Source organism: Belnapia sp., assembly GCF_059504005.1.
In genome coordinates, this window is record NZ_JCACHU010000143.1 from 1 (window position 1) to 23,442 (window position 23,442).

General features: G+C 66.5%; 23 protein-coding genes and 1 pseudogene. 11 read left to right on the forward strand and 13 right to left on the reverse strand.

Translation table 11 applies throughout. The features are described from left to right. Positions 1-174: 174 nt before the first annotated feature. Positions 175-360, reverse strand: coding sequence for a hypothetical protein (locus tag AC5JJ1_RS20190; RefSeq protein ID WP_495786909.1), 186 nt, complete (start codon positions 358-360; stop codon positions 175-177). 361 nt (positions 361-721) lie between these two features. On the opposite strand from AC5JJ1_RS20190, the gene AC5JJ1_RS20195 reads away from it, so the two are divergent. Beyond that, complete coding sequence (locus AC5JJ1_RS20195) at positions 722-1,135, forward strand: hypothetical protein (protein ID WP_495786910.1); 414 nt, start codon at positions 722-724, stop codon at positions 1,133-1,135. Between the two features lie 249 nt (positions 1,136-1,384). Here AC5JJ1_RS20195 and AC5JJ1_RS20200 read toward each other — a convergent pair whose 3' ends face one another. Next, positions 1,385-1,597 (reverse strand): hypothetical protein, encoded by a 213-nt coding sequence (locus AC5JJ1_RS20200; RefSeq protein ID WP_495786911.1) that lies wholly within the window; start codon positions 1,595-1,597, stop codon positions 1,385-1,387. On the opposite strand from AC5JJ1_RS20200, the gene AC5JJ1_RS20205 reads away from it, so the two are divergent. Beyond that, positions 1,596-1,913, forward strand: coding sequence for a DUF4112 domain-containing protein (locus tag AC5JJ1_RS20205; protein WP_495786912.1), 318 nt, complete (start codon positions 1,596-1,598; stop codon positions 1,911-1,913). The two genes, AC5JJ1_RS20200 and AC5JJ1_RS20205, sit on opposite strands and share 2 nt — an antisense overlap. A 135-nt stretch (positions 1,914-2,048) precedes the next feature. Here the strand turns inward: AC5JJ1_RS20205 and AC5JJ1_RS20210 are convergent, their stop codons facing one another. After that, positions 2,049-2,447, reverse strand: coding sequence for a RidA family protein (locus AC5JJ1_RS20210; RefSeq protein ID WP_495786913.1), 399 nt, complete (start codon positions 2,445-2,447; stop codon positions 2,049-2,051). Between the two features lie 122 nt (positions 2,448-2,569). Between AC5JJ1_RS20210 and AC5JJ1_RS20215 the strand changes: the two genes are divergently transcribed. Next, a complete protein-coding gene (locus AC5JJ1_RS20215) occupies positions 2,570-2,992 on the forward strand; it encodes a septal ring lytic transglycosylase RlpA family protein (protein WP_495786914.1) in 423 nt (140 codons plus the stop codon). A 572-nt stretch (positions 2,993-3,564) separates the two neighbouring features. Beyond that, positions 3,565-4,185 (forward strand): dioxygenase family protein, encoded by a 621-nt coding sequence (locus tag AC5JJ1_RS20220; RefSeq protein WP_495786915.1) that lies wholly within the window; start codon positions 3,565-3,567, stop codon positions 4,183-4,185. A 111-nt stretch (positions 4,186-4,296) separates the two neighbouring features. Here the strand turns inward: AC5JJ1_RS20220 and AC5JJ1_RS20225 are convergent. The 3 genes and pseudogenes from AC5JJ1_RS20225 to AC5JJ1_RS20235 form a co-directional block, all read right to left on the reverse strand. Next, a pseudogene (locus AC5JJ1_RS20225) lies at positions 4,297-4,523 on the reverse strand (transposase); the annotation flags it as partial. A 1,006-nt stretch (positions 4,524-5,529) separates the two neighbouring features. Then, a complete protein-coding gene (locus AC5JJ1_RS20230) occupies positions 5,530-6,651 on the reverse strand; it encodes a carboxylate-amine ligase (protein WP_495786916.1) in 1,122 nt (373 codons plus the stop codon). A gap of 183 nt (positions 6,652-6,834) precedes the next feature. Beyond that, positions 6,835-8,136, reverse strand: coding sequence for a cystathionine gamma-synthase family protein (locus AC5JJ1_RS20235; RefSeq protein WP_495786917.1), 1,302 nt, complete (start codon positions 8,134-8,136; stop codon positions 6,835-6,837). Between the two features lie 231 nt (positions 8,137-8,367). Between AC5JJ1_RS20235 and AC5JJ1_RS20240 the strand changes: the two genes are divergently transcribed. The 3 genes from AC5JJ1_RS20240 to AC5JJ1_RS20250 are packed head-to-tail and all read left to right on the forward strand — an operon-like array spanning position 8,368 to position 11,022. Then, positions 8,368-10,440 carry a carbon starvation CstA family protein gene (locus AC5JJ1_RS20240; protein WP_495786918.1) on the forward strand — a complete coding sequence of 691 codons (2,073 nt, stop codon included), beginning with the start codon at positions 8,368-8,370 and terminating at the stop codon, positions 10,438-10,440. Continuing rightward, entirely contained in the window at positions 10,437-10,661 is a 225-nt protein-coding gene (locus tag AC5JJ1_RS20245; protein ID WP_495786919.1) for a YbdD/YjiX family protein, read from the forward strand. Before AC5JJ1_RS20240 ends, AC5JJ1_RS20245 begins: the two co-directional genes overlap by 4 nt. Before the next feature lie 37 nt (positions 10,662-10,698). Continuing rightward, a complete protein-coding gene (locus AC5JJ1_RS20250; RefSeq protein WP_495786920.1) occupies positions 10,699-11,022 on the forward strand; it encodes a hypothetical protein in 324 nt (107 codons plus the stop codon). A gap of 12 nt (positions 11,023-11,034) precedes the next feature. Here AC5JJ1_RS20250 and mtgA read toward each other — a convergent pair whose 3' ends face one another. Next, positions 11,035-11,715, reverse strand: coding sequence for a monofunctional biosynthetic peptidoglycan transglycosylase (mtgA, locus tag AC5JJ1_RS20255; protein ID WP_495786921.1), 681 nt, complete (start codon positions 11,713-11,715; stop codon positions 11,035-11,037). Between mtgA and AC5JJ1_RS20260 the strand changes: the two genes are divergently transcribed. Next, complete coding sequence (locus AC5JJ1_RS20260) at positions 11,714-12,973, forward strand: CinA family nicotinamide mononucleotide deamidase-related protein (RefSeq protein ID WP_495786922.1); 1,260 nt, start codon at positions 11,714-11,716, stop codon at positions 12,971-12,973. The two genes, mtgA and AC5JJ1_RS20260, sit on opposite strands and share 2 nt — an antisense overlap. A gap of 83 nt (positions 12,974-13,056) precedes the next feature. Here the strand turns inward: AC5JJ1_RS20260 and AC5JJ1_RS20265 are convergent, their stop codons facing one another. Together AC5JJ1_RS20265 and AC5JJ1_RS20270 are read right to left on the reverse strand one after the other, a co-directional pair. Next, positions 13,057-14,091, reverse strand: a complete 1,035-nt coding sequence (locus tag AC5JJ1_RS20265; RefSeq protein ID WP_495786923.1) for an alpha/beta fold hydrolase — start codon at positions 14,089-14,091, stop codon at positions 13,057-13,059. A 9-nt stretch (positions 14,092-14,100) separates the two neighbouring features. Continuing rightward, positions 14,101-15,096, reverse strand: a complete 996-nt coding sequence (locus tag AC5JJ1_RS20270; RefSeq protein ID WP_495786924.1) for an alpha/beta fold hydrolase — start codon at positions 15,094-15,096, stop codon at positions 14,101-14,103. A 541-nt stretch (positions 15,097-15,637) separates the two neighbouring features. Here AC5JJ1_RS20270 and AC5JJ1_RS20275 point away from each other — a divergent pair. Together AC5JJ1_RS20275 and AC5JJ1_RS20280 are read left to right on the forward strand one after the other, a co-directional pair. After that, positions 15,638-15,889, forward strand: a complete 252-nt coding sequence (locus AC5JJ1_RS20275; protein WP_495786925.1) for a hypothetical protein — start codon at positions 15,638-15,640, stop codon at positions 15,887-15,889. A gap of 445 nt (positions 15,890-16,334) precedes the next feature. Further along, positions 16,335-17,234, forward strand: a complete 900-nt coding sequence (locus AC5JJ1_RS20280; RefSeq protein WP_495786926.1) for a class I SAM-dependent DNA methyltransferase — start codon at positions 16,335-16,337, stop codon at positions 17,232-17,234. Between the two features lie 519 nt (positions 17,235-17,753). Here the strand turns inward: AC5JJ1_RS20280 and mdoH are convergent. After that, positions 17,754-19,469, reverse strand: coding sequence for a glucans biosynthesis glucosyltransferase MdoH (gene mdoH, locus AC5JJ1_RS20285; protein WP_495786927.1), 1,716 nt, complete (start codon positions 19,467-19,469; stop codon positions 17,754-17,756). 167 nt (positions 19,470-19,636) lie between these two features. Between mdoH and AC5JJ1_RS20290 the strand changes: the two genes are divergently transcribed. Beyond that, a complete protein-coding gene (locus AC5JJ1_RS20290; RefSeq protein ID WP_495786928.1) occupies positions 19,637-20,215 on the forward strand; it encodes a cytochrome b in 579 nt (192 codons plus the stop codon). Positions 20,216-20,430: 215 nt separating this feature from the next. Here AC5JJ1_RS20290 and AC5JJ1_RS20295 read toward each other — a convergent pair whose 3' ends face one another. The 3 genes from AC5JJ1_RS20295 to AC5JJ1_RS20305 form a co-directional block, all read right to left on the reverse strand. Continuing rightward, the gene (locus tag AC5JJ1_RS20295) at positions 20,431-22,056 is read right to left on the reverse strand and encodes a flavin-containing monooxygenase (protein ID WP_495786929.1); all 1,626 of its coding nucleotides are present in this window, start codon (positions 22,054-22,056) and stop codon (positions 20,431-20,433) included. Positions 22,057-22,638: 582 nt separating this feature from the next. Next, positions 22,639-22,887 (reverse strand): LLM class flavin-dependent oxidoreductase, encoded by a 249-nt coding sequence (locus AC5JJ1_RS20300; protein ID WP_495786930.1) that lies wholly within the window; start codon positions 22,885-22,887, stop codon positions 22,639-22,641. Between the two features lie 86 nt (positions 22,888-22,973). After that, positions 22,974-23,442, reverse strand: a 469-nt coding sequence (locus AC5JJ1_RS20305; protein ID WP_495786931.1) for a YihY/virulence factor BrkB family protein, incomplete at its 5' end; no start/stop codon positions are given.

A 23,442-nucleotide genomic window follows, 5' to 3' on the forward strand; every position in this document is an offset into this window, starting at 1 on the left:
CCAACGACCGATGCAGAACCGAATGGATCAGCCAGCCACTCCGGTCACAGAGCCTGGGCGACGTGTCGCGGTCTCGCCCAAGGTGGCGGAGTGGCGGCGTGCATTTCCGCCCTGGCCGGACAACGCCATGGCCTCGATGGGTGCGGGGGCCAGGAAAGCCGAGCGAGGAAATGGTCACACCTTGACCCAATAATCGACCGCCAGCCGATGTCTGGTGCGGCCTAACGGTGGGTTTTCGCCAAGCTTCGGCGCCTCCATTCGATAGTTGTTTTCTGTCCCTGCGGGGCTGCCCACCACAAAGGAGCCGTAGTGCCGAGACAACGCGCAGTCCACATGCGCCGGGGACAGCATCCGCAGCACCCACAGGTGGATCACGAAGCAGAAAAGTGGCGAGACGACGTTTTTAGTTGATTCAACAGGCCGTGGGTCGCGCCTCGAACTGCGACGGCGTTGTTGTGTAGGGAGATGCGTAGTGACCCGCATTCCTCCATCTCTGCATCCTCGCCGCGGCGCGACGACTTCGTGACAAACAAAAATCCTGGCATTGCCCACTCGGACGAAGACAGTCGCGCGCCCGTGTAGAAAACCTCGGCGATACCATTCCTGAGATGGGAGCGGCATGGATCAAAAATGCCGGGTAAACTGGATCATTCCCGGTTGGCTCTGTTGTCGTGAGTGTTAGGATCCACGCGCAGAGAGGAGGACCAAGACAATGCGCAGAATGCTGCTGGCCACCGTCCTGGCTTGCGTTCCGTATCTTGCCCAAGCTCAGCAGTTCGACAGTGGGTGGCAGATTGTGGATGCGAAAGACCTCCCCGACGTTGAGTATAGCGGCGCAGGCGTGCGGGTGAACAACCTGCTCATCGCCCAGGTGGAAGCGCCAAAGAGCGGCGACCGGATGGGGAGCTACACCTTCTCGGCCTCGACCGTGAAGCGCACTCCAGGGCGGCGAAGTGTGCGGATCGAACTCGTCGGGATGCGGTCAGACGGCAAGCCCTCCGTGGTATCGGTGATTGCCGTCAATATATATGATGAGGCACCCAACAAGTCCTCATCCGACCAGCATCGCTTCCTCGCCATTCCGGCCGAGGTGAACGATACCCAACGGTTCATGATCCGGGTTGTCGTGCCCTAGGCGCGCAGGCGGTTGGAAATTCTGCGAGTTCGAGTCCGAAATGAGCAACGAGGAACCGCATCGTGGCCTAACTGTTGCCGCGCTCGGCTGACGTCTGGTGGAGGGCTGCACTAATCCACCCTACAAACGTCTCCCCTCAAGCGATGCTGCATGACTGCGTCGACCCAACGAGCCAAGCCCCACCCATCCTGAAGGTGTCGCCTGTGATACCTCACAGGCGCGAACGCAAAGTTGGTGCTTGAGCCTGCTTCACATCCATTGCAGTTCGGCCTCCTGTTCACCGCCGGCCAATAACTTTTGGTCGGCGGTGAACAGCGTGGGGCACCAAACCGTTACCCGGACGTTGCCTTTGTAGCCGCCCCTTATGTGCCAGGAGACCATGCGAAGGACGACACCAACACCCGCCGGCACGACAGATGGCGCCAGATCAGATGCCAAAGCCCTCGCTCGCTTGGAAGCCATGGCACGCTTGCTCGATGGCCGATGGCGGATCCCCGGCACCCGCATCAGGTTCGGCGGTGACGCTCTCCTCAGCCTGCTCCCGGCCGTTGGGCCGGTCGCCGGCACGGTCGTATCAGCCTACCTGATCTGGGAGGCCCGCCGGCTGGGAGCACCCTCGTCGCTGGTACTGCGCATGGCCGGCAATGTCGCCCTTGACAGTCTGATCAGTGCAGTCCCAGTGGCCGGTGCCCTGGGCGATATCTTCCTTCGGGCCAACCTGCGCAACATTGCGCTGCTGCGGCGACATCTGGAACACGGTGGCGGACGCAGGCGCTAGAGCAAACTCCGAACAGATGGAAACACGTGATCGGAGGTATTTGCTCGGCCAAACAATAGACGGGAGCGGCTTCCATGAGTCAGTGCGAACGGAAACCGCCCTAAGGCTTTGGTTCCCATCCTCGCCTTCTGGGCCTCACCGAGGGGCCGACACCTCGGCATCATCCGCTAATGCGATGCAGGCGAAGCCCACCCGGGCCTCGGTCGGGACGCCGAACAGAGCGGTATGCCGCGCCGGCAACCCACCCGGGAAGTGCTTGACGTACTCGGCATTGCAGGCGGCGTAATCGGCCCGGTCGCTGATCAGCATCGTGACCTGCACCACTCGGTCCAGGCTGCTTCCAACCTCGGCCAGCAAGTCCGCGATGAAGGCGAGAGCATTGCGCACCTCCTCAGCCGGGGTAGCGCCGCGGTGAACACCGCGGGCCGGGTCGTGCGGCGCCGAGTGGCCCGAAACCCAAACTAGGCCACCTGCCTTCACCATGCGGCTGAACGGACGAGTAGCACCCGGAGCAGGCTGACCGAAGAACTCCATGTCATTGCTTTCCGATGGGCAGGTCGACGGCCGGCGATGGCTAGTCCATGCCGCTACATGCATTGCAACTTGTCGAAGGTGATCGCGTCTTGGCGCCCAGTCAACGAAGGAGGAGGCGCCAGATGCAAAGCATGCCGCTGCATGTCACCCTTGTGGCTGCTGCCCTGATTGTCTGCTCGGGGCTTGCACGGCCCGTGCATGCCGAGCCCGGTGCACAACGCGGCAACGCGTCGTTCTACGACGGCGAACGCTTCGAGGGTCGGCCGATGGCGAACGGCGACCGCTTCGACCCGCAGTCCAATGCAGCGGCCAGCAAGACCCTGCCGCTCGGCACCGTTGCGGACGTCACGAATCGGGAGACAGGCGAGACCCGACGCGTGGTGATAGAGGACCGCGGTCCCTATGTGCAGGGGCGGGTGATCGACCTCTCGCCGCGCACGGCCGAGGAGCTTGGCATGCGCCAGGACGGGGTCGCGCCCGTCGAGGTGAAGCCAGTTGGCCAGCTGCCGAACCGGGCGCGCGACGGCAGGGCGGGAACAGACTAGCCGGTGAGGTGGCAGAAAACCTTCCGCCGCCCGCGTTTGCGCCGTCCGACTATGGATATCGAACAATCTGGGAGGGTTGCCCGCATTCAGGGGCACCGCGAAGTTCCTTTTCCGTACTAAGCTTCGGCTATGCCAGACGGTTCGCGGCCTGGGCCCGTAGGTCTTGGCTTCTTCGAGCCCAAGGCGTTGGGCATGACGCCAGCGGAGCGATCTCTCAGGGGCATGCAAGGAGCGCGTGTCGACAGCTCACCTTGCCTGTCTTTGGCTGCGGATTGAAGAAGAAGCACGGCGGCGGCTTGGGGAGGTTCTTGCCGTTATGCGTCGGTGACATGAGGGGCGGGTTAGGCTTCAGCCCACGCCATGCAGTAGCGACCGTCTCATGCGCCCAGATGCCGCAGCCGGAGGGTAGCGGCACTCCTCGCTCGCTCGAACACCATCGAGCCCTTGATGGTTATTGGCTTCTGGTGCTTGCGCCTTGTGCAATTCTGTCAGGACAGCCATGTACAGGACCAAAGCCGCCGTAGGAGGCTATTGTGCTGTTTCCGACACCTCCTCTGCCCAGCCGCCGTCATATGCTGACCACGGGCGCACTGGCTGCAATCGCAGGGACAGGGTTCACCGGCTGGACGAGAGCGCAGTCTCCGAGCCTAGTGCCGACCCCACGGCAGACCGCCGGCCCCTTCTATCCGATGGATTGGGAGGGCGACGCGGATGGTGACCTCGTTCGGGTGACGGGCGCTGCGGCGACGGGGCAAGGGGTGGTGACCCATCTGCGTGGAAGAGTGTTGGACGTCGGTGGCGCGCCCGTGCCGGGCGCCGTTGTCGAGATCTGGCAATGCGACGCTTTCGGCCGCTATCGCCATCCGCGCGATCAGCAGAGCAGACGCGACGAGAGTTTCCAGGGTCGCGGGCGTGTGGTCGCTGGCGTTGACGGCAGCTACGCGTTCCGGACCATTCGTCCTGCAGCGTATCCGGGCCGGACGCCGCATATTCATGCGGCGATTGCTGCACCGGGGCGCCAGCCGCTGGTGACGCAGTTCTATGTTGATGGCGAGCCGCTGAACGAGCGCGACGGCCTCTTCAACGCCCTGCGCGATCCCCTCCAGCGCGACGCGGTCATGCTGCGGCTGGGGAAGGCGGACCGAATCGAGACGGGCGCCCTTCTGGCTGACCGCGACATCGTGCTGAGCTGACATGCATTCTGCGCCTGCGGGCCGTCGAGTGAGCGCCGAGCGGTGGCGGTAGCTCATACCGATTAGCGGACCGCGAGACTATCAGATTTTCCGTCTATCGGACCGTGTTGATCAGGCGATAGCGAAGCGGTCCTTAAACAGGATGGCGAACTGCGCCTTGGTGGCTATCCATTGGCGTGGTGCATCCTCCACTCCTTCGAGGCCAGGTTCAACACCAGGTACAGCAGCTTCAGCGCGGCCACGTCGTGCGGGAGGTCGCCGCGGGCACGCACCGCACGGCGCAGCTTGGCATTGAGCGCATCCATTGAATTGATGGCGTGCATCAGTCGGCGCACCTCTACCCCAACCCGGCCGAGTCAGTTGCTCACTACCTTCGCCACGAACTAGCGACGACGGCGATGGTGGCAGAAAGCTTCAACAAGCTGACGCCGTTACGTGGCACCAGCATCTTCTTTCGATTAGACACGGTGATGGCAACATTCGTGTTGACGATGTCTCTCTTTTGCAGCCCTGGTCGGGCTCTGCCCATCAGGGTGAATCGGTGACTGAAGGGACGCCGTGGGCGGCAGCGTGGAAGACGTCTTGGAAAGTACCGGGCCGCCGTGTGATAGCCAGCCGTGCGACACTCCTGCCAGCAAGGCGATGCAGCAAGGGGCTTCGTTGCAGATTCTCAGATCGGCTCTATCAAGGGAGCGGCCGCACCCCCCCTGCACTGGCCGGGTCGATCGCAGCGGCGCGGCCGCTGGACGGACGGTGAAGCGCAGTCACGTAACCGCGCCTCCGATGTGGCAGCCTCCAGCAAGCCCGCTCTGCCAAGATGGCAGATCGGGTGCACACTCTCATTGGTTGGGACAAGTTTTCCAAGCGACGCCGCGTCACGGTTGGCTTGGCCATGACCGCTAAGTCAGCGAGCAGGGTTGGGATGCGGACGTGACACGCCGTCAATCGAGCATAGGGCACCCGGACGAAGACTCGTGGTCGGCCAGCCAGGCGGTGCCTCAGCGTGAAACAGGATCTTGAGCGAGCCGGTCACAGGCGGATTCTTAACAAACCCCGGATCCAGCGTCGCAACAGAGCTGCCAAGACCACTGTCGGTTTTGACCAAGAGGTGCGCATATGGGCGTCTCGCCCGGTGTCGACGCCACTTCCAGGCAAACGCTACTGGCTTCGGTCTGCCAAGGATGCGAGGGCTACTGACATTCCCAACAGCGCTGCCGCAAGGCCAGCAGTCCGCGTCAGCTGCTCTTTACAGAGCTCGGTCGCGCCCGCCATCTCGTAGGCGGCGAGAGCAACGACGCGTGCCGCCTCTTCGTCATGGGGCAGCACCTTGCTCAGTTTGTGCCGTTATCCGGACGCAGTGGCCTCGGCCAGCCAGTCCACCACAGGTTGGAGCGCTTCGCGCTCACTGCTTCCGCGCTTCCGTGCGTCGGCGAACACCTTTGCCTGCATATCGGCGCTGGTGCCTTCGGCCGCGATGACGCGGACGGCCTCTACCTCAGCCGTGCAGCCCAGTGCGTCTGCGTCTTCGGCTACGAGTTCCAGCAAACCGTCCAAATGTACATGGAACGGCGCCGTTTCCGCCGAGACCCCATCCACCATGACGGCGTGTACGCCATCACGTTGAGCCCGCCACAGGTTCTCCGCCGCGATGGCCCGCGAGGCACCCGTCTGTCGTCGGTTGAGCTCCGGCCGACGGTCGACCAGACGCACGAGGCAACGGTACAGCGCGGCTATGGCGATGGTATCCCCTAGCCGTGTGCAGGCATCGGCCACTCGCAGCTCCAGCGTCGGGTATTTCAGCGACGGCCGCAGCGTCCACCACAGAAAGCTGGAATCGGCGATCGCTCCGGATCGAACCATGACGTCGACGTAGTGAGCGTAGTCTTTCTCGTCCTCGAACAGATCGGGCAGGCCGGTTCGCGGCATCTCGCCGAACACCGAAAGCCGGTAACCAGACAGCCCCGTGGCTCGCCCCTGCCAGAATGGCGAGGAGGTGGATAGCGCCAGCAGTGTCGGGGTGAAGGGCAGCAGGCGGTTCATCAGGTCCACCCGCGCCTCGGGGCGAGGAACCTCGACGTGGACGTGCATGCCGCAAACGACGTTGCGCCGGCCCAGTATCCTGAGGTCGCGTATCAACTCCTCGTAGCGCTTGGCTTCGGTATGGGCTTGGCGCAACCAGAGAGCCAAAGGATGCGTGCCGGAGGCCAGCACCAGTATGCCGTGCTCGCGCCCAACCTCCGCGAGACCGGAGCGCAGCGCGGCCAGCACCTCGCGTGCCTCCGCGAAGTCGGTCAAGGGCGGCGAGGCCACTTCGACTTGGCTCTTCAGCAGCTCACGCTCGACGCCGGGCAGTCGCGCACGGACTGATGCGTGGAAAGTGTTCACCGCCCGCCGGGGAGTGCCACGGGTGGTGGCGTCGGCGAGAAAGTACTCTTCCTCGATCCCGAAGCGGTAGCTGGAATCCATACGCGTCCTCGCTTCAAAGGGGGAGCAGCGGCAGGGGCGATAGCAGCAGCAGGACAAAGTGTCGCAGCATCCCTCGGACCTGGGATGAGGGGCCAGACTTCGTTATCGGTGCGACGCCGCTCAGCCGCCGTGACGCGGCCTCCCCCCGCCGGTCGAACCACCGGACAATGCCACCCGATGCGGTCAAGGCTTGCGGACGTCGCTGTCCAGCTGCGCCAGGGCCTGCGCCAGGTCGGCGATCAGATCATCCACCCGCTCGATGCCGACGCTGAGGCGGATAAGGCCCTCGGTCACGCCGATGCGGGCCCTGAGCTCCGCCGGGACCCCTGAATGGGTGGTCGATGCCGGATGGCTTGCCAGGGACTCGGTCCCGCCGAGGCTCACGGCCAGCTTGAAGACGCGCAGCGCATTCAAAACCCGGAAGGCCTCGGCCTCGCCGCCCTTGATCTCGATGCTGAAGGTCGAGCCCGGGCCGCTGCACTGGCGGCCATAGACGTGCTGCGCCGGGCCGTCCGGGTCGGCCCGGCCGAGCGCGTGGACGGCGGCCACCCTGGGGTGGTCGGCGAGGAAGCCCGCGATCGCATCCGCATTGGCGGCGGATGCCCGCATTCGCAGCGAGAGCGTCTCCAGCGACCGGCCCAGCATCCAGCAGGAATGGGGGTCGAGCTGGGTGCCGATCGCGCCGCGCAGGAGGCGGATCGGGCGCAGCCTGGCCTTGCTGCCGATGGCCGCCCCGGCGATGAGGTCGCTGTGCCCGCCGACATACTTGGTCAGCGAGTAGACGACGATATCCACGCCGTGCCGGAGCGGCTGCTGGAACACCGGGCCGAGCATGGTGTTGTCGCAGACGACGACCGGCCGGTGGCCCTGGCTCGCGGCGATGCGGTCGGCCTCGGCATTGACCAGGACGAGGTCGACCAGGCTGTTCAGCGGATTGGACGGGGTCTCCACCAGGATGACGCTGATGCGCCCCCTGGCCTCGGCACGCCGGGCGGCCTCGCCGATGGCCGCGGCGTTCAGCCCGTCGGCAAATCCCTCCGCCGCGATGCCGAATTCGGTCAGGGTGCGGGCCAGCAACGTCTCCGTCCCACCATAGAGCGGCTGGCTGTGGAGGACGGCATCGCCTGGCCTGGCATAGGTCAGGATCGTCGTGGCGATGGCCGCCATGCCCGACCCGAAGACCAGTGCCGCCTCGCCATCCTCGTAGATCGCCAGCCGGTCCTCGACGATTTCGCTGTTGGGGTGGTTGAAGCGGGAATAGACCAGCCCGGCCCCGCCTTCGGGCGCCTCCTTCCGGCCTGCCACCACGTCGAAGTAGTCACGCCCCTCCTCGGCCGAACGGAAGACGAAGGTGGAGGTCAGGAAGACGGGCGGCTTGACGGCGCCCTCGGACAGGCTGGGGTCGTAGCCGTAGCCCAGCATCAGCGTCTCCGGGGCCAGCCGGTGGTTGCCGATGCTGGTATGGTGGCTGCGGTCCTTGGCCATGGCTGCCGTTCCTCCAACATCGCCTGGGCTGCCGGCCTGCGGCCTTGCCGCCGGCAGAAGGCGCTGGGGCGCAGTGTGGCGCATCCCTCCGCCGGGATGCCAGCCTTTACGGCCGGCGGCCGCGAGCGGGCCCGCGCCCCGCATGCAACCCCGCGGCAAGGGATGCGCTGTCCTGGCCGAGGGCGTTCCCCGGCGCCAGCCGGCGGGCGACCCCAAGGGAGCGATATGGCCATGCCGACATCCGGTGTCCTCAGGCATCTGCCTTGGGCGTTGCTCGGCCTGGTCGGCGCCGCCGCCCTCGCCGTGGTCGCGACCGAGCGCGGCGAGGCGGTGAATGCGCTCTGGGTCGTCGTCGCCGCGGTCTCGGTCTACCTGGTCGCGTATCGGTACTACTCCCTCTACATCGCCGACCATGTGATGCGCCTGGACCCGGCACGGCCCACCCCGGCGGTGCGGCGGAACGACGGGCTCGATTACGTCCCGACCAACCGGTACGTGCTGTTCGGCCATCATTTCGCGGCCATCGCCGGCGCCGGCCCGCTGGTCGGGCCGGTGCTCGCGGCGCAGATGGGCTACCTGCCGGGCATGCTGTGGATCCTGGCGGGCGTCGTGCTCGCCGGCGCGGTCCAGGACTTCATGGTGCTCTTCGTCTCGATGCGCCGCGACGGCCGCTCCCTGGGGGAGCTGGTGAGGACGGAGCTCGGCGCCGTCCCTGGCGTCATCGCGCTGTTCGGCACCTTCATGATCATGGTGATCATCCTGGCGGTGCTGGCGCTGATCGTGGTGAAGGCCCTGGCCGAGAGCCCCTGGGGCACCTTCACGGTCGGTGCGACCGTGCCGATCGCGGCCTTCATGGGGCTCTACATGCGCTACCTGCGGCCGGGCGCGATCGGCGAGGTCTCGGCCATCGGCTTCGTCCTGCTGATGCTGGCCATCCTCGGCGGCAGCTGGGTCGCCGCGGATCCCGGCTGGGCGGCAGCCTTCACCTTCAGCGGCACGCAGCTCTGCTGGCTGCTGATCGGCTACGGGTTCGTCGCCTCCATCCTGCCGGTCTGGCTGCTGCTGGCGCCGCGCGACTACCTCTCGACCTTCCTCAAGATCGGCACCATCCTCGGCCTGGCCATCGGCATCCTGTTCGTGGCGCCGCGGCTGGAGATGCCGGCCGTCACCCGCTTCGTGGACGGCACCGGTCCGGTCTGGTCCGGCTCGCTGTTCCCCTTCCTGTTCATCACCATCGCTTGCGGTGCGGTCTCCGGCTTCCATGCCCTGATCTCGTCCGGCACCACGCCGAAGCTGATCGGCTTGGAGGCCGATACGCGCTTCATCGGCTATGGCGGGATGCTGATGGAAAGCTTCGTCGCCATCATGGCGCTGGTGGCGGCCTGCGTGATCGAGCCCGGCATCTACTTCACCATGAACAGCCCGGGCGCCCTGATCGGCTCGACGGCGGAGAGCGCCGCAGCTGCGGTGACCGGCATGGGCTTCCCCATCACCGCCGCCGAGATCGCCCAGACCGCGCAGGATGTGGGCGAGACCAGCATCATCTCGCGTGCCGGCGGCGCGCCGACCCTGGCCGTCGGCATGGCGCATATCTTCGCCTCCGCCCTGGGCGGCAAGGCGATGATGGCCTTCTGGTACCATTTCGCCATCCTGTTCGAGGCGCTGTTCATCCTGACCGCCGTGGATGCCGGCACCCGGGCCGGGCGCTTCATGCTGCAGGACCTGCTGGGCGTCTTCATCCCGGCCATGCGGCAGACGGAAAGCTGGGTATCCAACATCGTCGCCACGGCCCTCTGCGTCGGCGCCTGGGGATACTTCCTCTACCAGGGCGTGACCGACCCGCTGGGGGGCGTGAACACGCTCTGGCCCCTGTTCGGCATCTCCAACCAGATGCTGGCGGCGGTCGCGCTGATGCTCTGCACCGTGGTGATCTTCCGGATGAAGCGGGAGCGGTATGCCTGGGTGACGATCCTGCCGACCCTTTGGCTGGTCGCCTGCACGCTGACGGCGGGGCTGCAGAAGATCTTCCATCCCGATCCGCGGATCGGCTTCCTCTCCCATGCAGGCCGCTTCTCGGAGGCCCTGGCGACCGGCCAGGTGCTGGCGCCGGCGCGAAACCTCGACCAGATGCGGCAGGTGGTCCTGAACGACTATGTCGACGCCGCGCTGGCGGCCCTCTTCGTCGGCGTGGTGGTGAGCATGATCGCCTTCGGCATCCGCTCCTGCCTGGAAGCCTGGCGGGCCGAGGGCTGGACCGCGCATGAGGCCGGGGGCACGGGCTCGCATCCGGTGGCCGCGGAATGAGCGCCGACCCTGCACCGGCCGGCGCCGCGCCCCTGCGCTTCGGCGGCCTCCTGCGCTGCCTCTGCGATGGCGCAAGGCTGATGGTCGGGGTGCCGCGTTACGAGGACTACCTGGCGCATATGGCCCGGACCCATCCGGGCAAGCCCGTCATGAGCTATGCCGAATTCGTCCGCGACCGCCAGTCCGCCCGCTATGGCAGCAACGGCTTGCGCTGCTGCTGACCTTGGCCTTGGCCGAACCCGATCCGCGACGTGCGCTATGTTTCTTGCCCGCTTCTCCTACGATCTGCTGCCGGTGAACCGGGAGACCGGCCTGGCCTTCATCCGCCGCGAGGTCGAGGCCGCGCGCGAACAGGGGTTGAATGCCCGCCTCCTCGTGCCCCTGACGCGCGGCGAGGGCGGGGCGGCCCTCCAGTTCGAGGTGGAGCTGACAAGCCTCGATCAGCTCGAGGCCCTGCGCCACCGGGGCGGGAATGCCGACAAGGACGCGGGCGAATGGATGCGCGCGTTCAGCGAGATCCTGCTCAGCCCGCCCTGGGTCGAGATCCTGCGCGTCGACGCCGCGAAGCCGGCGGAACGCTGATGCCATGGCAGGTCACTGCGCACAGGCGAGCAGCGGCCTGATCTGCGGTATGCGGCGCTCGATGATGCCGGCGCGCTCGCGCAGATGGGGGCTCGGCCTCGCAGCGGACCAGGCGAGCGGGTTCGGCAGCACCGCGGCGAGCTGGGCTGCCTCGCGCCTGGACAGCGATGCGGCTGGCCGGCCAAAGAAGCTCTGCGCCGCCGCCTCAGCGCCGTAGAGGCCCGGGCCGAACTCGACGATGTTCAGGTAGACCTCAAGGACCCGGCGCTTCGGCCAGAGCAGGGCGAGCTGCGGGGTGAGCCACGCCTCGAGCAGCTTGCGGACGGGGTCGCGGCCGGGCCAGAGGAACAGGTTCTTCGCGGTCTGCATGGTGATCGTGCTGGCGCCGCGCGGACGCTCGCCGCGCCGCCACGCCTCGATCTGGCCGCGCAGCGCCTTGACGTCGAAGCCGATGGCCTGCTCGCAGAACAGGTTGTCCTCCGCCGCGATCACGGCTTCGGCGAGGGCGGGCGCGATCTCGCCATAGGGGACCCAGTCCTGCCGCAGGGGGTGCCCTTCAGCGAGGCGGATGAGCATCAGCGGTGTCACCGGCGGCGGCAGGATGCGATACACCAGGATCAGCGCAGGCGGGCCGGCGACCAGCAGCAGCCCGACCAGCACCGCCAGCACACGAAACCCGCGAAGGAACGACATGCGCATCGAGATTCTGTGCACCGGCGACGAGATCCTGACCGGCAAGACGGTCAACACCAACTATAGCCACATCGCCCGGCGCCTCGGCGAGGTCGGGCTGGAGGTGTGCTGGGGCACCACCGTCGGCGACGACCGGGCGAGCCTGCTGGCCGCCTTCCGGCAGGCGGCGGCGCGGGCCGAGGCCGTCATCGTGAATGGCGGGCTCGGCCCGACGGTCGATGACCTGTCGCAGGAGGTTGCGGCCGAGGCGGCCGGCGTTCCTCTTGCGCTGCACGAGCCCTGGCTCGCGCGCATGGAGGCGTTCTATGCCCAGCGCAACCGGCCGATGCCGCCCAACAACCGCAAGCAGGCCATGCTGCCGGAGGGCGCGGAATTCATCGACAACCCGATCGGCACGGCCTGCGGCTTCGCGGTCACCATCGCGGGCGCCCGGTTCTACTTCACCCCGGGCGTGCCACGGGAGATGCGGCGCATGCTGGATGAGCAGCTGCTGCCCCGGCTCCTGGCCAGCGCCGGGCTGCGCGGGGTGACCCGCCTGAAGCGCTTCCATTCCTTCGGCATCGGTGAGTCCCGCGCCGACGAGTTGCTGGCGGGCATCGAGGCGCTGGCGCCGGGCGGGAGCGTGAAGCTCGGGTTCCAGGCGCATTACCCGGAGCTGGAGACCAAGCTCGCGGCGCGCGGCCGCGATCCGGATGCGCTGGATCGCGCCCTCGCGCCGATCGAGGCCGAGGTCCGGCGCCGCCTGGGCAACTTCATCGTGGCCGAGGACGACCAGAGCCTGGAGGCCGTGATCCTCGAGGCGCTGCGCGGGCGTGGCGGCTCGCTGGCGCTGGCGGAGACCCTCACCGGCGGCGCCATCGCCTCGCGCCTGCTTCAGGTGCGGGGGGCGGAGGAAACGGTCCGGCTTGGCCTCGTCAGCCGGAACCCGGGCCAGCTGGCGGCTGCCGTCGGCACGCCCCTTGGGGAGGAGGCGGCGCCGGCAATGGCGAAGGCCCTGGCCACGGCCCTGCAGGCCAGGAGCGGCGCCACTCATGCCCTGGTCGTGGCCGTTACCCTGGAGGCGGAGGCGAATGGGGCAGAAGGCGGCTCGATCGCCATCGGCCTGGCCGAGCCTGGCGGCGTCGTCCTGCGGGAGGCCAGGCTGGTCGGCGGGCGGGAATGGGTTCGTCTGGGCGCCATCGAGCTGGGGCTCGACTGCCTGCGACGCCACCTGCTCGGCCTGCCCATCGACGAGCGTCTCGATTTCGAACGCCGTTGAGATTCGCCCCGCCGCATGGTCCAAAACCCGGCCACGCTCGGCAGCCCCCAGCCATGAACGACTGCTGACGCCAGCCGACGGTATCAGCCGGCGGCTGAACCGCCGGTGGCCAGCTGGGGTTCGGAACGCGACAGCTCCGGCGCGAGCGGCTCACCCGACTTCGCCGCCACCGCGAGAATAGCCTCCACCGCCCGATCCGTGGCGACATGATGGATCATGTGCCCGGCACCCTTGACGATCTCCAAGGTGCTGCCGGGAAGCGTGGCGTGCAGCCGCTCGGCAAGTCGGTAGCTGACGATCTTGTCGCCGTCTCCGGCCATGATCGCCACCGGCAGCGACAACCCGCCGTAGTGCGGGCGAAGCTGCATCGCGCTCGGCACCATCCATGTGCCGTCGACGCAGGTTGCCCGGATCTGGGACGGCCGCAATTCCATCGCCATGGAGTACTCCGCATTGAACCGCGTCGTGAGCGGCGCGGGCGCGAACATGACACGCTTGGTCAGCGGCATGGTGAGCCAGCCGAAGAGCGGCGAGACGGTGTAGCGCAGGATGTCACCCAGGATCGGCGTTGCGCCCGGCACCACCATCAGCGCGTCCAGGCGGAAGGTCGGGAAGTAGTAGCCGGAGAGCAGCACAAGCCCGGCCGTGTCGGCCGGGTGGCGAATGGCCAGCGCGAGGGCGACCAACGTCCCCCAAGAATGACCGACGACGACCGGCCGCTCGACCCCCAGCCGCTTCAGGGCCTTGTGCAGCAACTCGGCCTGCTCGAAGGCGGCCCAGGGGCGCCAGCGCGGCCGTTCGCTGTATCCGTAGCCGGGCCGGTCGAAGATGATGACGCGGGAGGTCTCGAGCAGGCGTTCGGCCACCCCGCTGGTGTTGTAGTCGTCGCCGGTCACGGCATTGCCATGCACCAGGACGATGGGGCGCCCGCTGCCCCGGTCGCTGTAGTGCACCCGGATGCCGTCGACCTCGAGGAAGGTGCCCCGGGGCGGGTTTCGCCGCTCCGCCCATCGCGCGGCGGCGTAGTTCAGCGCCGCCAGGACGATGAGGACGGCCAGGATGGCGAGCAGGACACCTTGCCAGGTCAACGGGTCTTGCATGTTATCGGAAAAGGTCATGTCGATGTCTCACCTGTTCGGGGCCGATTGACCCATCGCCGCCATGCGGTCTTGGCCCCGCTGGGCGGACAGGGCGACGCGCCCCACGGCATCGTTGACCACACCGGCAGCGCCGTGGTGCACCATGTGGCCCTCCCCGGGGACGACCCGCAGCATGCTCTCCGGCATCTCGCGGTGCAGTCGAACCGAGTGCAGCTTGGGGTCCACGATGCTGTCCTCCGCACCTGCCACGATCGCCACCGGCAGCCGCAACTCGTCGTAGCGGTGCTCGAAGGTGGCGGCCGACGGCATGAGGAAGCCGCTGTCCTCGGCGCTCGCCCGGATGTACCCGGGGCGAAGGGTGCGCCCTACCGGGAAGCCGGCGGCGAAGCGGGGCGGCACCGGCGCCGGCGCGAAGGATGCGGCGATCACGCCGGGCGAGAGCACCGCCCCGAGCACGGGCGCGACCGTGTAGCGCAGCACATCGCCCACCACCGGGACCGCAGGGAGGGATGCGAGGGCAGCCGCCGGGCGGGGGATGGGGTAATAGTAGCCGGAGACCAGCACCAGGCCTGCCGCCGCATCCGGGTGATCAAGCGCCAGCGCGAGCGCGACGAGCGTACCCCAGGAATGGCCGACCAAGACCGGCCGCTCGACCCCAAGTTGCGCGAGCGCCGCGGCGAGCAGGTCTGCCTGGGCTTCTGCCGTCCAGGCCCGGTCCCGCGGTCGCTCGCTGCGGCCGTAGCCGGGCCGGTCGAAGATCAGGACCCGATGCCGTGTGGCGGCAAGCTCGGGCAGGCCGCTGGTGGCGAAGTCCTCGATCATGGATCCGTCCCCATGCAGCATCACCACCGCCGGTGCGCCCGCGCCCTTTTCCACGAAGCGCAGCGTGACGCCATCCACCTCCACGAAGCGTTCCGGGAAAAGCATCGAGTCCGGCTGCGCGGATGGCTGCGCTTCGGCGCCTGCCGCAGCGGACCTCGCCTCGGGAACACGCTCCGGGATCGTGCAGGCCTGCAGGATCAAGGCAGCCACAACTATGGCAAGGAGCACCGCGACCCTCGCCAACCCCGGCCAGCCCGAGGCGTCGGCATCGGCGGCTGTCAGGGCGCCCCCTGCAGAGGTATTCGGGGCCATGACCCCCTGCGGCCGTGCGGGGACCATCGGTTGCGAACTCCTTCGTGGGCAGGCGAGACAACCGGCCGTATCCATCGCAGTTCCGGCCATCACGCTCCCAATATGGGGAAATGATGTTGCAGTTCCGCGGATGTCACCCGCATCCAGCAAGGGCAGCTGGCCGCCTCGGCAGGTTCAAGGGGGCGAGTTGGGCAGTGCGGCGTTGGGCAGGACCAAAGGACGCGGCGAGCTGGGAGTGACCGGAACGGCGAGCTTCCGAGGGATGGAGGTCTATCGTGAGGCACTTGATCACAGCGCCGAGTTCAACCGCCAGGTCTTTTGGCAATCTGAGGGTGGTGACTTCCCGTACGGGTTGGCGCAACGCCATGAACCCTCCCGCAACCTGATCCAATAACTCGGTCGTATGGAAATGCCTGGCGATGCGGATCGCATGATCGTCCGGCGCGCCGCGCCGCGGACCGAGATTGCCCTGGTCGAGGTTATTGCCACGATCAGCGACGAGTTCGGGGCCTATCGCTGGCGCTGGATGCAGGCCGCTCTTCGACAACGCATCGCCACGACCGACAGCGGGCACGACGGACAGATCTTTCCCGACCTAGCGAAGGATGTTGTGCTGGCGGGAGCCGGACCGGCTTTGGATGATGAGCCTGAGCTAAATCGTCATCTTGAGCGGCTTTGCTGAGGCGGAGGTGAGCCCAAACGCTTGGCCGCGCCGCGTCCTTGGTTGCGCGATCGAGCGTTCGGACGACGTCCGCCTCCCGATTGCATTTGACGCTCCGCCCGCAGGTCGCACCATGCCGCCAAGGCCCACCGCGATCTCCTCGAGACCCATAGCTTGCATGTGCCCATGGGCCAGCGTGGCAATCCTTTGGACGAAGAGGCTGAACCCAGCCCCAGTCTAGCCGAGCGCCGCGCAGTTCGAGGGCCAGCATATCCAACGCCCTGTCAGACCTTCAGCAGGAAGCCTGTCCGGAACCGAAAGTCCACGCCACGTCCCGTTCTCTGGGTGCAAGCGGCCTTGCCCCGACGCCAATTTCCTTGGACCGCAGGATGGACTGTCATCCCCCGCGGCACTACTCGTCGTCCGTGGCGCACTCCGCGCAGGCGGGATGAGGAGGCCGAGTCCGTTGCAACGCAAACCCCCGCTGTCGCTCGACGGTGACCCTGTCGGCCTCTGCCTGGCGGGCTTCATCTCGCCCGAGGTAGCGCTAAGCCGTCTCCTGCTCGGCCATGTCACCGTAGATGGTATCGCCGCGCTATTGCAGCAGCGGCGCCCCGAGCTTCCCACTCCGCGCTGGCAGGCGCTCGTCGCCTTGCTCGAGGGACGGCGCCCGGAACTGGAACGCCTTTCGGCCGATGTGGTGCGCGAGGGCAGCAATCACGCACGCCTGGCAACCGACCCGCTGAGCGGCGCGGCGGAGATCGCGGGTTTCTTCGACCGCGCCGTGGCGAAATCGTCCGAAGCCAGCGTGGCCCTGTACTCGCTGGGCGACCCTGCGATCCTGGCTGCCGCGACCGCAGAGATCGTTGACTGGCTCGACGCGCGCAGGCTGCTGCACGAAGGCGCCGACGTACTCGACCTGGGCTGCGGCATCGGTCGTCTCGCCGCCGCACTGGCACCACGCGTGCATTCCGTGCTGGGCATGGATATTTCGGAGGGCATGCTGGCCCAGGCACGAACGCGTTGCGCATCCTTGCCCAACCTGCGTCTGGTGCACACCGCCGGCCAGGATCTTGATGGGCTTGCGGCCGGCAGCCTCGACCTGGTGCTTGCCGTCGACAGTTTTCCCTACATCGTGCGCCTGGGCCCGGCAGTGGTCGCGCGGCATGTCACCGGGGCCGTGCAGGCGCTGCGGCCGGGCGGGGCGCTGGTGGTGCTGAACCTCTCCTATGACGGCGACATAGCAGCCGATGTCCTTGCGGCGCGCGATTGGGCCGCGGCGCACGACCTCATTTTGGAGGTGGCGGGCGAGCAACCTTTCACTTTGTGGGATGGTCACGCCTATGTGCTGCGCCGTCCTGAATAAATGGGCGGGCCGTCAGGTTGGCACGGACCCCTGCTGTCAACCCGGACGGCAAAGGTGACGGCGTCCACCCACGCACGAACGGGCGAAGTCTTTCCAGCACCCGAGACCCCTAGGACAATCAGCGGTGATGACGCAACTGCAGGAAGACCACCGTCGAGCCGTGCATGTTCTCATTCCAAGTCTAAAAGGCGTTGGTGCCGTATGCAGGCTCAAAAGGATCATGCCATCGGTGATGGCGGAAACTTGCCCATGCGGCCAGCGAGTCAAGCCCGCGGCGCTCCATACGTTTCGAGGAACCTCCTGGTGCCCCGAAGCAGCTCGGAGAATTCCACCGTTCCATCGAGGCTCTTCTTACCTGGATAGAGTTGTCGCACGGGATCCCGCGTTCACTGACCCTTGACTCGCGAACTCCGCCATCCCCGTAACCGAACTGTAGCTCACCCAAGAACTTCTCCGAGAATTCATGCCAACTCGGTCGGCTTCCGTGCACTCACTCGGCACTGTCAACGGAGCCCATCACTACCCGGCCTGACGGCCGGCTTTGCGAAAGGGGCGTGCGGTCAGCACGGCAAGGGGAATGGCGAGGAGCAGCCCCGAAACGGCAGGCAATGCCACGATCGCCGCAAAGCTGCTGCCCATGCCGAAGCATCCCATGATTAGAAGCCCAATGGCGGTGTGCGCGCCAAACCGACGTGCCGCCCCTGTCCAGGTAACCTCTCGAGCCGCCCGCGGCTGCACCGTCCATCCGCCGAAGCGTCCGCGTGCCAGCTGCAACAAGGTCACCGATCGCTCGAATGCCTCCAATGTGTCGAGCATGAAGCCCAGCACCATCTCCCGTGCCATGCTACGCAGCAGGGTTGCGCGCCTGAAGTGGCCGGGCCGGAGCAGCGCCTCGCCATAGCCAGCAAGCTTCGGCAGGTTTGACACGACGAAGCCGAGGACAAGCAACAGGAGAAGTGCTCCGCGTGGGGTCCCCTCGCCGCCTCCGGTTGCGACATTCAGCGCGGCCATGGGCAGCAGCGCAAAGCGCAGGGGCGCCAGCGCATAATGCAGGATCGCCTCCAGCATCTGAAGCCGGCCCAGCCTGCCGAATTCGGGCCGTAGCAGCAGGTGCCGGTACTGAAGGTTACCGGCAGCCCAACGCAGATCGCGGGAGAACAGGGCCATCAGATCAGGCGGGTGCCGCTCCCAAGACCCGGCATCCTCCGGCAGCACCCGCACCGCCCAGCCGCGGGCATGCAGCCGCGCTGCTTCGGCGTAGTCATGGCTGAGGATGCAGGAACCGTCCGGAAGTATCGGCAGTCTTGCGTCGCGGCGGAAAGCGCTGATGCGGATCAGCGCATTGTGCCCCCAGTAGAGCTGCGAAGGTCCCAGCCACCAGGCCTGGCCCGTGACCCAAGCCCGCGTCCCGTGCTGCTGGCCGAAACCAAAGAGTCGGGCAAACCACGTCTGCACGCCGCGGCCGGAGACCGCTGTCTGCAGGATCGCCATGCGCGGCTCAGCCTGCATGGTGCGAACCAGCCGAGCGACGGTTCTGGCCGACATGCTGGAGTCCGCGTCAAGCACCAACGCATATTCGAAGCCGGCGGCGTGATGGTCCAGGAACTCCATCAAGTTGCCCGCCTTGAAGCCAAGGTTTTCGGCCCGACGCCGGTAGCGCACCGCGCCTGTCGGGAACTGGGAGGCAATCGCCGCCACCGCCTCCGCCTCTGCCCGCGCCTTTTCGCCCGGCGGCGTGTCGGAAAGGATGCCGAGAACGAAGCGGTCGCCATGCTCCAGCCTCAACTCCTGCAGCAGGCAACTCAAGGGCGGCAGGACCGCCTCCATGTCTTCCAGCCGCACGCAGAGGGCCAGCAACGTCCGGTCGTGGACCATGGCGTCAGCCCGCCTCAGCGCTGGCAGAACATAAGCCGAGGGTTGCCTTACGAAGAGCAGGATGGCGAGGCCGGCAAGCCCTGTCGCAGCGGTCAGGCCAAGCCATGGTGCGTTCGCGGCAAGGCTAGCCATCATTAAAGCTTCCCAGAATGTCCAGCCACCCGCTGCCAGCACATGCCAACCAAGCACGGCGAGCATGAGAGCGATGCCGACAGCCAGGGCGGCAACGAAGGCCCGACGCAGCCCCAATGGCTCAGCAGCGCGGGATGCGGTCACTGCCGGGCGGGTGAACCGGGTACTTCCCGAAGCTTGGCTATCCTTCGCCAGGTAGGCTTCAATACTTGTGTCCGGATCGATCAAACTGTTTGCCCCGCCACGCCCAGAGGTATTTGCAAGATGGGAACATCACGCCGAGCTGCAGGTCGCGGCCAGGTCGCAAATGCCTTTGCAAGCACGATATGGGGCAGAGCATGGAACCCCCAAGCGCTGGGGCTTTATGATAGCCGGAGGCCGGAGGAACAATGGATATGTCAGCAAGCGAGCAGGCGAGATCTGGGCCGATGGAGCTCGGGCAGCCCTACGACCCGGTGAGCCGCGCGTTCCACTGGCTTGTCGTTGCACTGGTTCTGGTCCAGGTCACCATCGCGCTCGTGCTGCCTTCCATTCTGCCCAAGTCGGCGGAAGACAGCATCGCAGCCTGGCATCTCGCCACTGGCTCCACGATCCTTCTCGTCATGCTGCTGCGGTTTGCCTGGCGGTTGACCCACCCAATGCCGCCGGCCCCAGCCGATCTTTCGCCAGGCTTGCGCATCCTTGCGCGTGCGACGCACTGGGCTTTCTACCTCGTACTCATCCTGTTGCCGCTTATCGGCTGGATGGCCGCAAACGCCTATGGGACGACGCCTCGGCTACTCGGGCTCATCCCCTTGCCCAGGTTACTCGCCCCCGACCAGGCGGCGGCTGAGACGATTGGCGGCGTCCACAAAGTCGTGGCGGCGCTGCTCCTGGCACTGATCGCAACGCATGTATCGGGCGCGCTGTATCATGCTCTCGTCAAGCGGGATGGGGTGATCTGGCGCATGGTTCCAGGGCGAACACGGGTCTAGATTCGTCATCGGTAACCGATGAGGGCAGCGAGGAGGTCGGCAGCTGGTTTGTCCTGATTTGGGACGATGCGATGGAAGGCCTTGACATAGCGACATTGCGATGCGGTTGCGGAGGGTCACCCCTCTCGGGGTGTAGGGGCGGAACAGGTCGGGCATGGATGCGCCCGGGTTGAATGCCGAATCAGTGCCTTTTTGCCTCCTAGCCTTTCAGCGCTTCATCCGCATCGCAGGAAGCCGGGATAACCCCTGGCGGCGACCTCGTCGCAAATGGCACGATAGCGCGCCATCCCACCGGCATAGGGCATGAAGACCCGCGGCTTGCCTGGCACATTGGCGCCGAGATACCAGGAATGACGGGCCTGCGGCAGCAAGGTTGACCGTGCTGCGTCATTGACCTGGGCCACCCAGGCGTCCATCGCGGCCTCTGTCGGCTCTATCTGCGCCAGGCCCTCCGCACGCAGCTGGGCGATGCAGGCGGTGATCCATTCGACATGCTGCTCAATCGCGACCGGCATGTTGCAGAGCACCGAGGGACTGCCGGGTCCTGTGATGGTGAAGAGGTTTGGGAACCCAGCCACCTGCAGGCCCAGGTAGTTGCGCGGCCCAGCCTCCCAGGCCTTGGCCAGAGCCAGGCCGTCCCGGCCTTCTATGTGCATCTTCAGCAGCGGGCCGGTCATGGCATCGAAGCCGGTGGCGAAGACGATGATGTCGAGCGGGTACTCCGCCTTCCCCGTACGGATGCCCGATGGCGTGATACGCTCGATCGGCGCATGGCGCACATCGACGAGCGTGACGTTCGGACGGTTGAATGTCGCAAAGTAGTCGCTGTCGATCGGCGGACGCTTGGCGGCATAGGGGTGATCGATATCGGCCAGCAGCTCGGCCGTAGCGGGGTCCTGAACGATCTCCCGGATTTTGTTCTTCAAGAACTCCGCCGCGGTGTCGTTCGCTTCCTTATCGATCAGAAGATCGCGGAAAGCGGCGCGGAACTGCAGCCCTCCCTTGGCCCAGGCTGCTTCATAGATGGCCTGGCGCTGCTCGGCAGTCACCTCCCAGACCGACCGGTCCTCGATGACGAAAGGGTGGCCGTTGGGGGTGCTTTGCATGATGCGTTGGAGTTCGGCGTGGTTGCTCCTCACCCATTGCTTGAATTCGGACGTCAGCGGCGCATTGTGCGCCGGCACGCTGTAATTCGCCGTGCGCTGGAACACGGTGAGATGCGCCGCTGCGGCGGCGATGACAGGTGTTGCCTGGATACCGGTAGAGCCCGTGCCGACAAGGCCGACGCGCTTTCCCCGGAAGTCCACGCCTTCATGCGGCCACTGCCCCGTGTGGTACCAGCGGCCCGCGAAGTCGGAGAGGCCAGGAAAGGCCGGCACGTTGGCGGTTGAAAGGCAGCCCACGGCAGTGATGAGGAACTGCGCCGTCAACCTCTCGCCGGCTTCGGTCGTCACGGCCCAGGACCTGGCCGCTTCGTCATAGCGGGCGCCCACGACGCGGGTGCCGAAGCGGATACTGCGCTTCAGGTCGAAGCGGTCGGCGACATGGTTCAGGTATCGTAGGATCTCCGGCTGCTCCGGGTAACGCTCGGACCATTCCCACTCCTCGAACAGCTCCTTCGAGAAGGTGAAGTTGTAGGAATGGCTTTCGGAGTCACAGCGGGCGCCGGGGTAGCGGTTCCAGTACCAGGTGCCGCCCACGCCATCACATGCTTCCAAGACCTGGACGTTCAGCTCTAACCTGTCACGCAGGCATAGTAGCTGATACAGGCCGGAGAAGCCGGCGCCGATGATGAGCGCGTCGAAGGTTCGGGCGGCCGGAGCGGGCGTCATGTCGGGCATAGCGTTCAATCCTCCCGGAATGGTCGGCATGAGCAGCCTTGGCGGGGCGCCTGTTCAAGATGCCGATGATGACGCCAGACCCAACACCTGTTCAAGCCTGGCCGCATTACTTCGAGAGGTCTTCCGGGCCCGCACAAAAGCGTGGAGACTGGAAGACGCCACTACACCTTGGGCGTATGCTCCCGAGTTGTGGGTGGAAGCGAGTCTTCACGCCGCGCAGGCGCAGATGACCGTATTGCCGGAACGCGAAAGACTCTTCTTTAAAACGGGGCGGGAAAGCATCGAAAAGCAGTATGACCCGGCCGAGGCCGCGGCGGCGCCTCTCCCACCAGCCACCGCCGCCCGCGCATCCTGGCCCGAGCCGGGAAGGGGCCGGGGCACCCGATGAGGATTTCAATGACTCCCGGCTCGAGCGCCGATGCCTCTGCGCTGCGGCGCACTACCTCGATCAGCGGCATGGTGTCGGCCTGCGTGCTGATCGCGGGCGAAGAAGCCGTCGCCGAGCCGATCCGCCGGACCACTACCTCGAATGGCCGACGACGACGATGAGCATCGCCCTCGCCCACGGCTTTGGATTGCAGCTCACCCGGCGATGGCGACGTAGCAGCCGGCGAGAGCGGCGCTGCCCTTGTGCCGGAGCGCCCGCATGACCGCGACATATTCGTCCTCACGGCGCCCGCACTCCTCGAAGGGCACCCCGATTGCGACGAACTCTTCCCACAAGCATGCAACGCCGATGCCGAGTTCGATCCGCCCACCGCTCATGTGGTCGAGTGCCGCCACCTGCTTCACCAGTACAAATGGATTGCGCAGCGGCAGGCAGCGGCGCATCGTCTGTCCCTGCCTCAAAAGCCTGACCCCAGTACAAACTCTTGATCGAGCCGCATGCTTCGGGTGACGCCGGGGGTCGAGGGTGGCTACGGTCGGGTCCGCGAAGCCTCCTTTCCGAGGCCAGCTTCGTGCTCCAGTTCGGCGTTGAGCACCGCCCCGACCAAGACGGCCACCGAAGACACCCAGGCCCACAGCATGAAACCGAGCACGCCGCCTACCGAGCCGTAGAGCCGGTCGTAACCGCCTACTCTCTGTATATACCACGACACCGCCGCCGAACCAAGCAGCCAGGCGATGGCGGCCACGACCCCGCCCCAGCTGACCCACTGCCATCGCGGACATTCCCGGCACGGACCGAGACGGTAGGCCAGGGCGAGGGCAATCGAGACAACCGCGAGCAGAACCGGCCAGCACAGAAGGTTGAGCAGCCGGTCCGCGGTCTCAAGCGGTGCGCCGAGCGCAAGCGGTACGCCTAGCACGCCGCCGAGCGCCAGCACGACTGGGGTGCGGCACGGTTCGATGAGACAGCCGACTGCGGTAGAGATCACCGCAACC

Excerpts from the sequence above, each read along its gene's own strand:
- AC5JJ1_RS20245 (WP_495786919.1), top strand. The coding sequence starts at position 10,437 with ATGAGCGCCGACCCTGCACCGGCCGGCGCCGCGCCCCTGCGCTTCGGC.
- AC5JJ1_RS20260 (WP_495786922.1), top strand. The coding sequence starts at position 11,714 with ATGCGCATCGAGATTCTGTGCACCGGCGACGAGATCCTGACCGGCAAG.
- AC5JJ1_RS20290 (WP_495786928.1), top strand. The coding sequence starts at position 19,637 with ATGTCAGCAAGCGAGCAGGCGAGATCTGGGCCGATGGAGCTCGGGCAG.
- AC5JJ1_RS20210 (WP_495786913.1), bottom strand. The coding sequence starts at position 2,447 with ATGGAGTTCTTCGGTCAGCCTGCTCCGGGTGCTACTCGTCCGTTCAGC.
- AC5JJ1_RS20250 (WP_495786920.1), top strand. The coding sequence starts at position 10,699 with ATGTTTCTTGCCCGCTTCTCCTACGATCTGCTGCCGGTGAACCGGGAG.
- AC5JJ1_RS20240 (WP_495786918.1), top strand. The coding sequence starts at position 8,368 with ATGCCGACATCCGGTGTCCTCAGGCATCTGCCTTGGGCGTTGCTCGGC.
- AC5JJ1_RS20200 (WP_495786911.1), bottom strand. The coding sequence starts at position 1,597 with ATGGCTTCCAAGCGAGCGAGGGCTTTGGCATCTGATCTGGCGCCATCT.
- AC5JJ1_RS20215 (WP_495786914.1), top strand. The coding sequence starts at position 2,570 with ATGCAAAGCATGCCGCTGCATGTCACCCTTGTGGCTGCTGCCCTGATT.
- AC5JJ1_RS20235 (WP_495786917.1), bottom strand. The coding sequence starts at position 8,136 with ATGGCCAAGGACCGCAGCCACCATACCAGCATCGGCAACCACCGGCTG.
- AC5JJ1_RS20230 (WP_495786916.1), bottom strand. The coding sequence starts at position 6,651 with ATGGATTCCAGCTACCGCTTCGGGATCGAGGAAGAGTACTTTCTCGCC.
- AC5JJ1_RS20265 (WP_495786923.1), bottom strand. The coding sequence starts at position 14,091 with ATGACCTTTTCCGATAACATGCAAGACCCGTTGACCTGGCAAGGTGTC.
- AC5JJ1_RS20220 (WP_495786915.1), top strand. The coding sequence starts at position 3,565 with ATGCTGACCACGGGCGCACTGGCTGCAATCGCAGGGACAGGGTTCACC.
- AC5JJ1_RS20205 (WP_495786912.1), top strand. The coding sequence starts at position 1,596 with ATGGCACGCTTGCTCGATGGCCGATGGCGGATCCCCGGCACCCGCATC.
- AC5JJ1_RS20300 (WP_495786930.1), bottom strand. The coding sequence starts at position 22,887 with ATGCGCCGCTGCCTGCCGCTGCGCAATCCATTTGTACTGGTGAAGCAG.
- mtgA (WP_495786921.1), bottom strand. The coding sequence starts at position 11,715 with ATGTCGTTCCTTCGCGGGTTTCGTGTGCTGGCGGTGCTGGTCGGGCTG.
- AC5JJ1_RS20195 (WP_495786910.1), top strand. The coding sequence starts at position 722 with ATGCTGCTGGCCACCGTCCTGGCTTGCGTTCCGTATCTTGCCCAAGCT.
- AC5JJ1_RS20275 (WP_495786925.1), top strand. The coding sequence starts at position 15,638 with ATGATCGTCCGGCGCGCCGCGCCGCGGACCGAGATTGCCCTGGTCGAG.
- AC5JJ1_RS20295 (WP_495786929.1), bottom strand. The coding sequence starts at position 22,056 with ATGCCCGACATGACGCCCGCTCCGGCCGCCCGAACCTTCGACGCGCTC.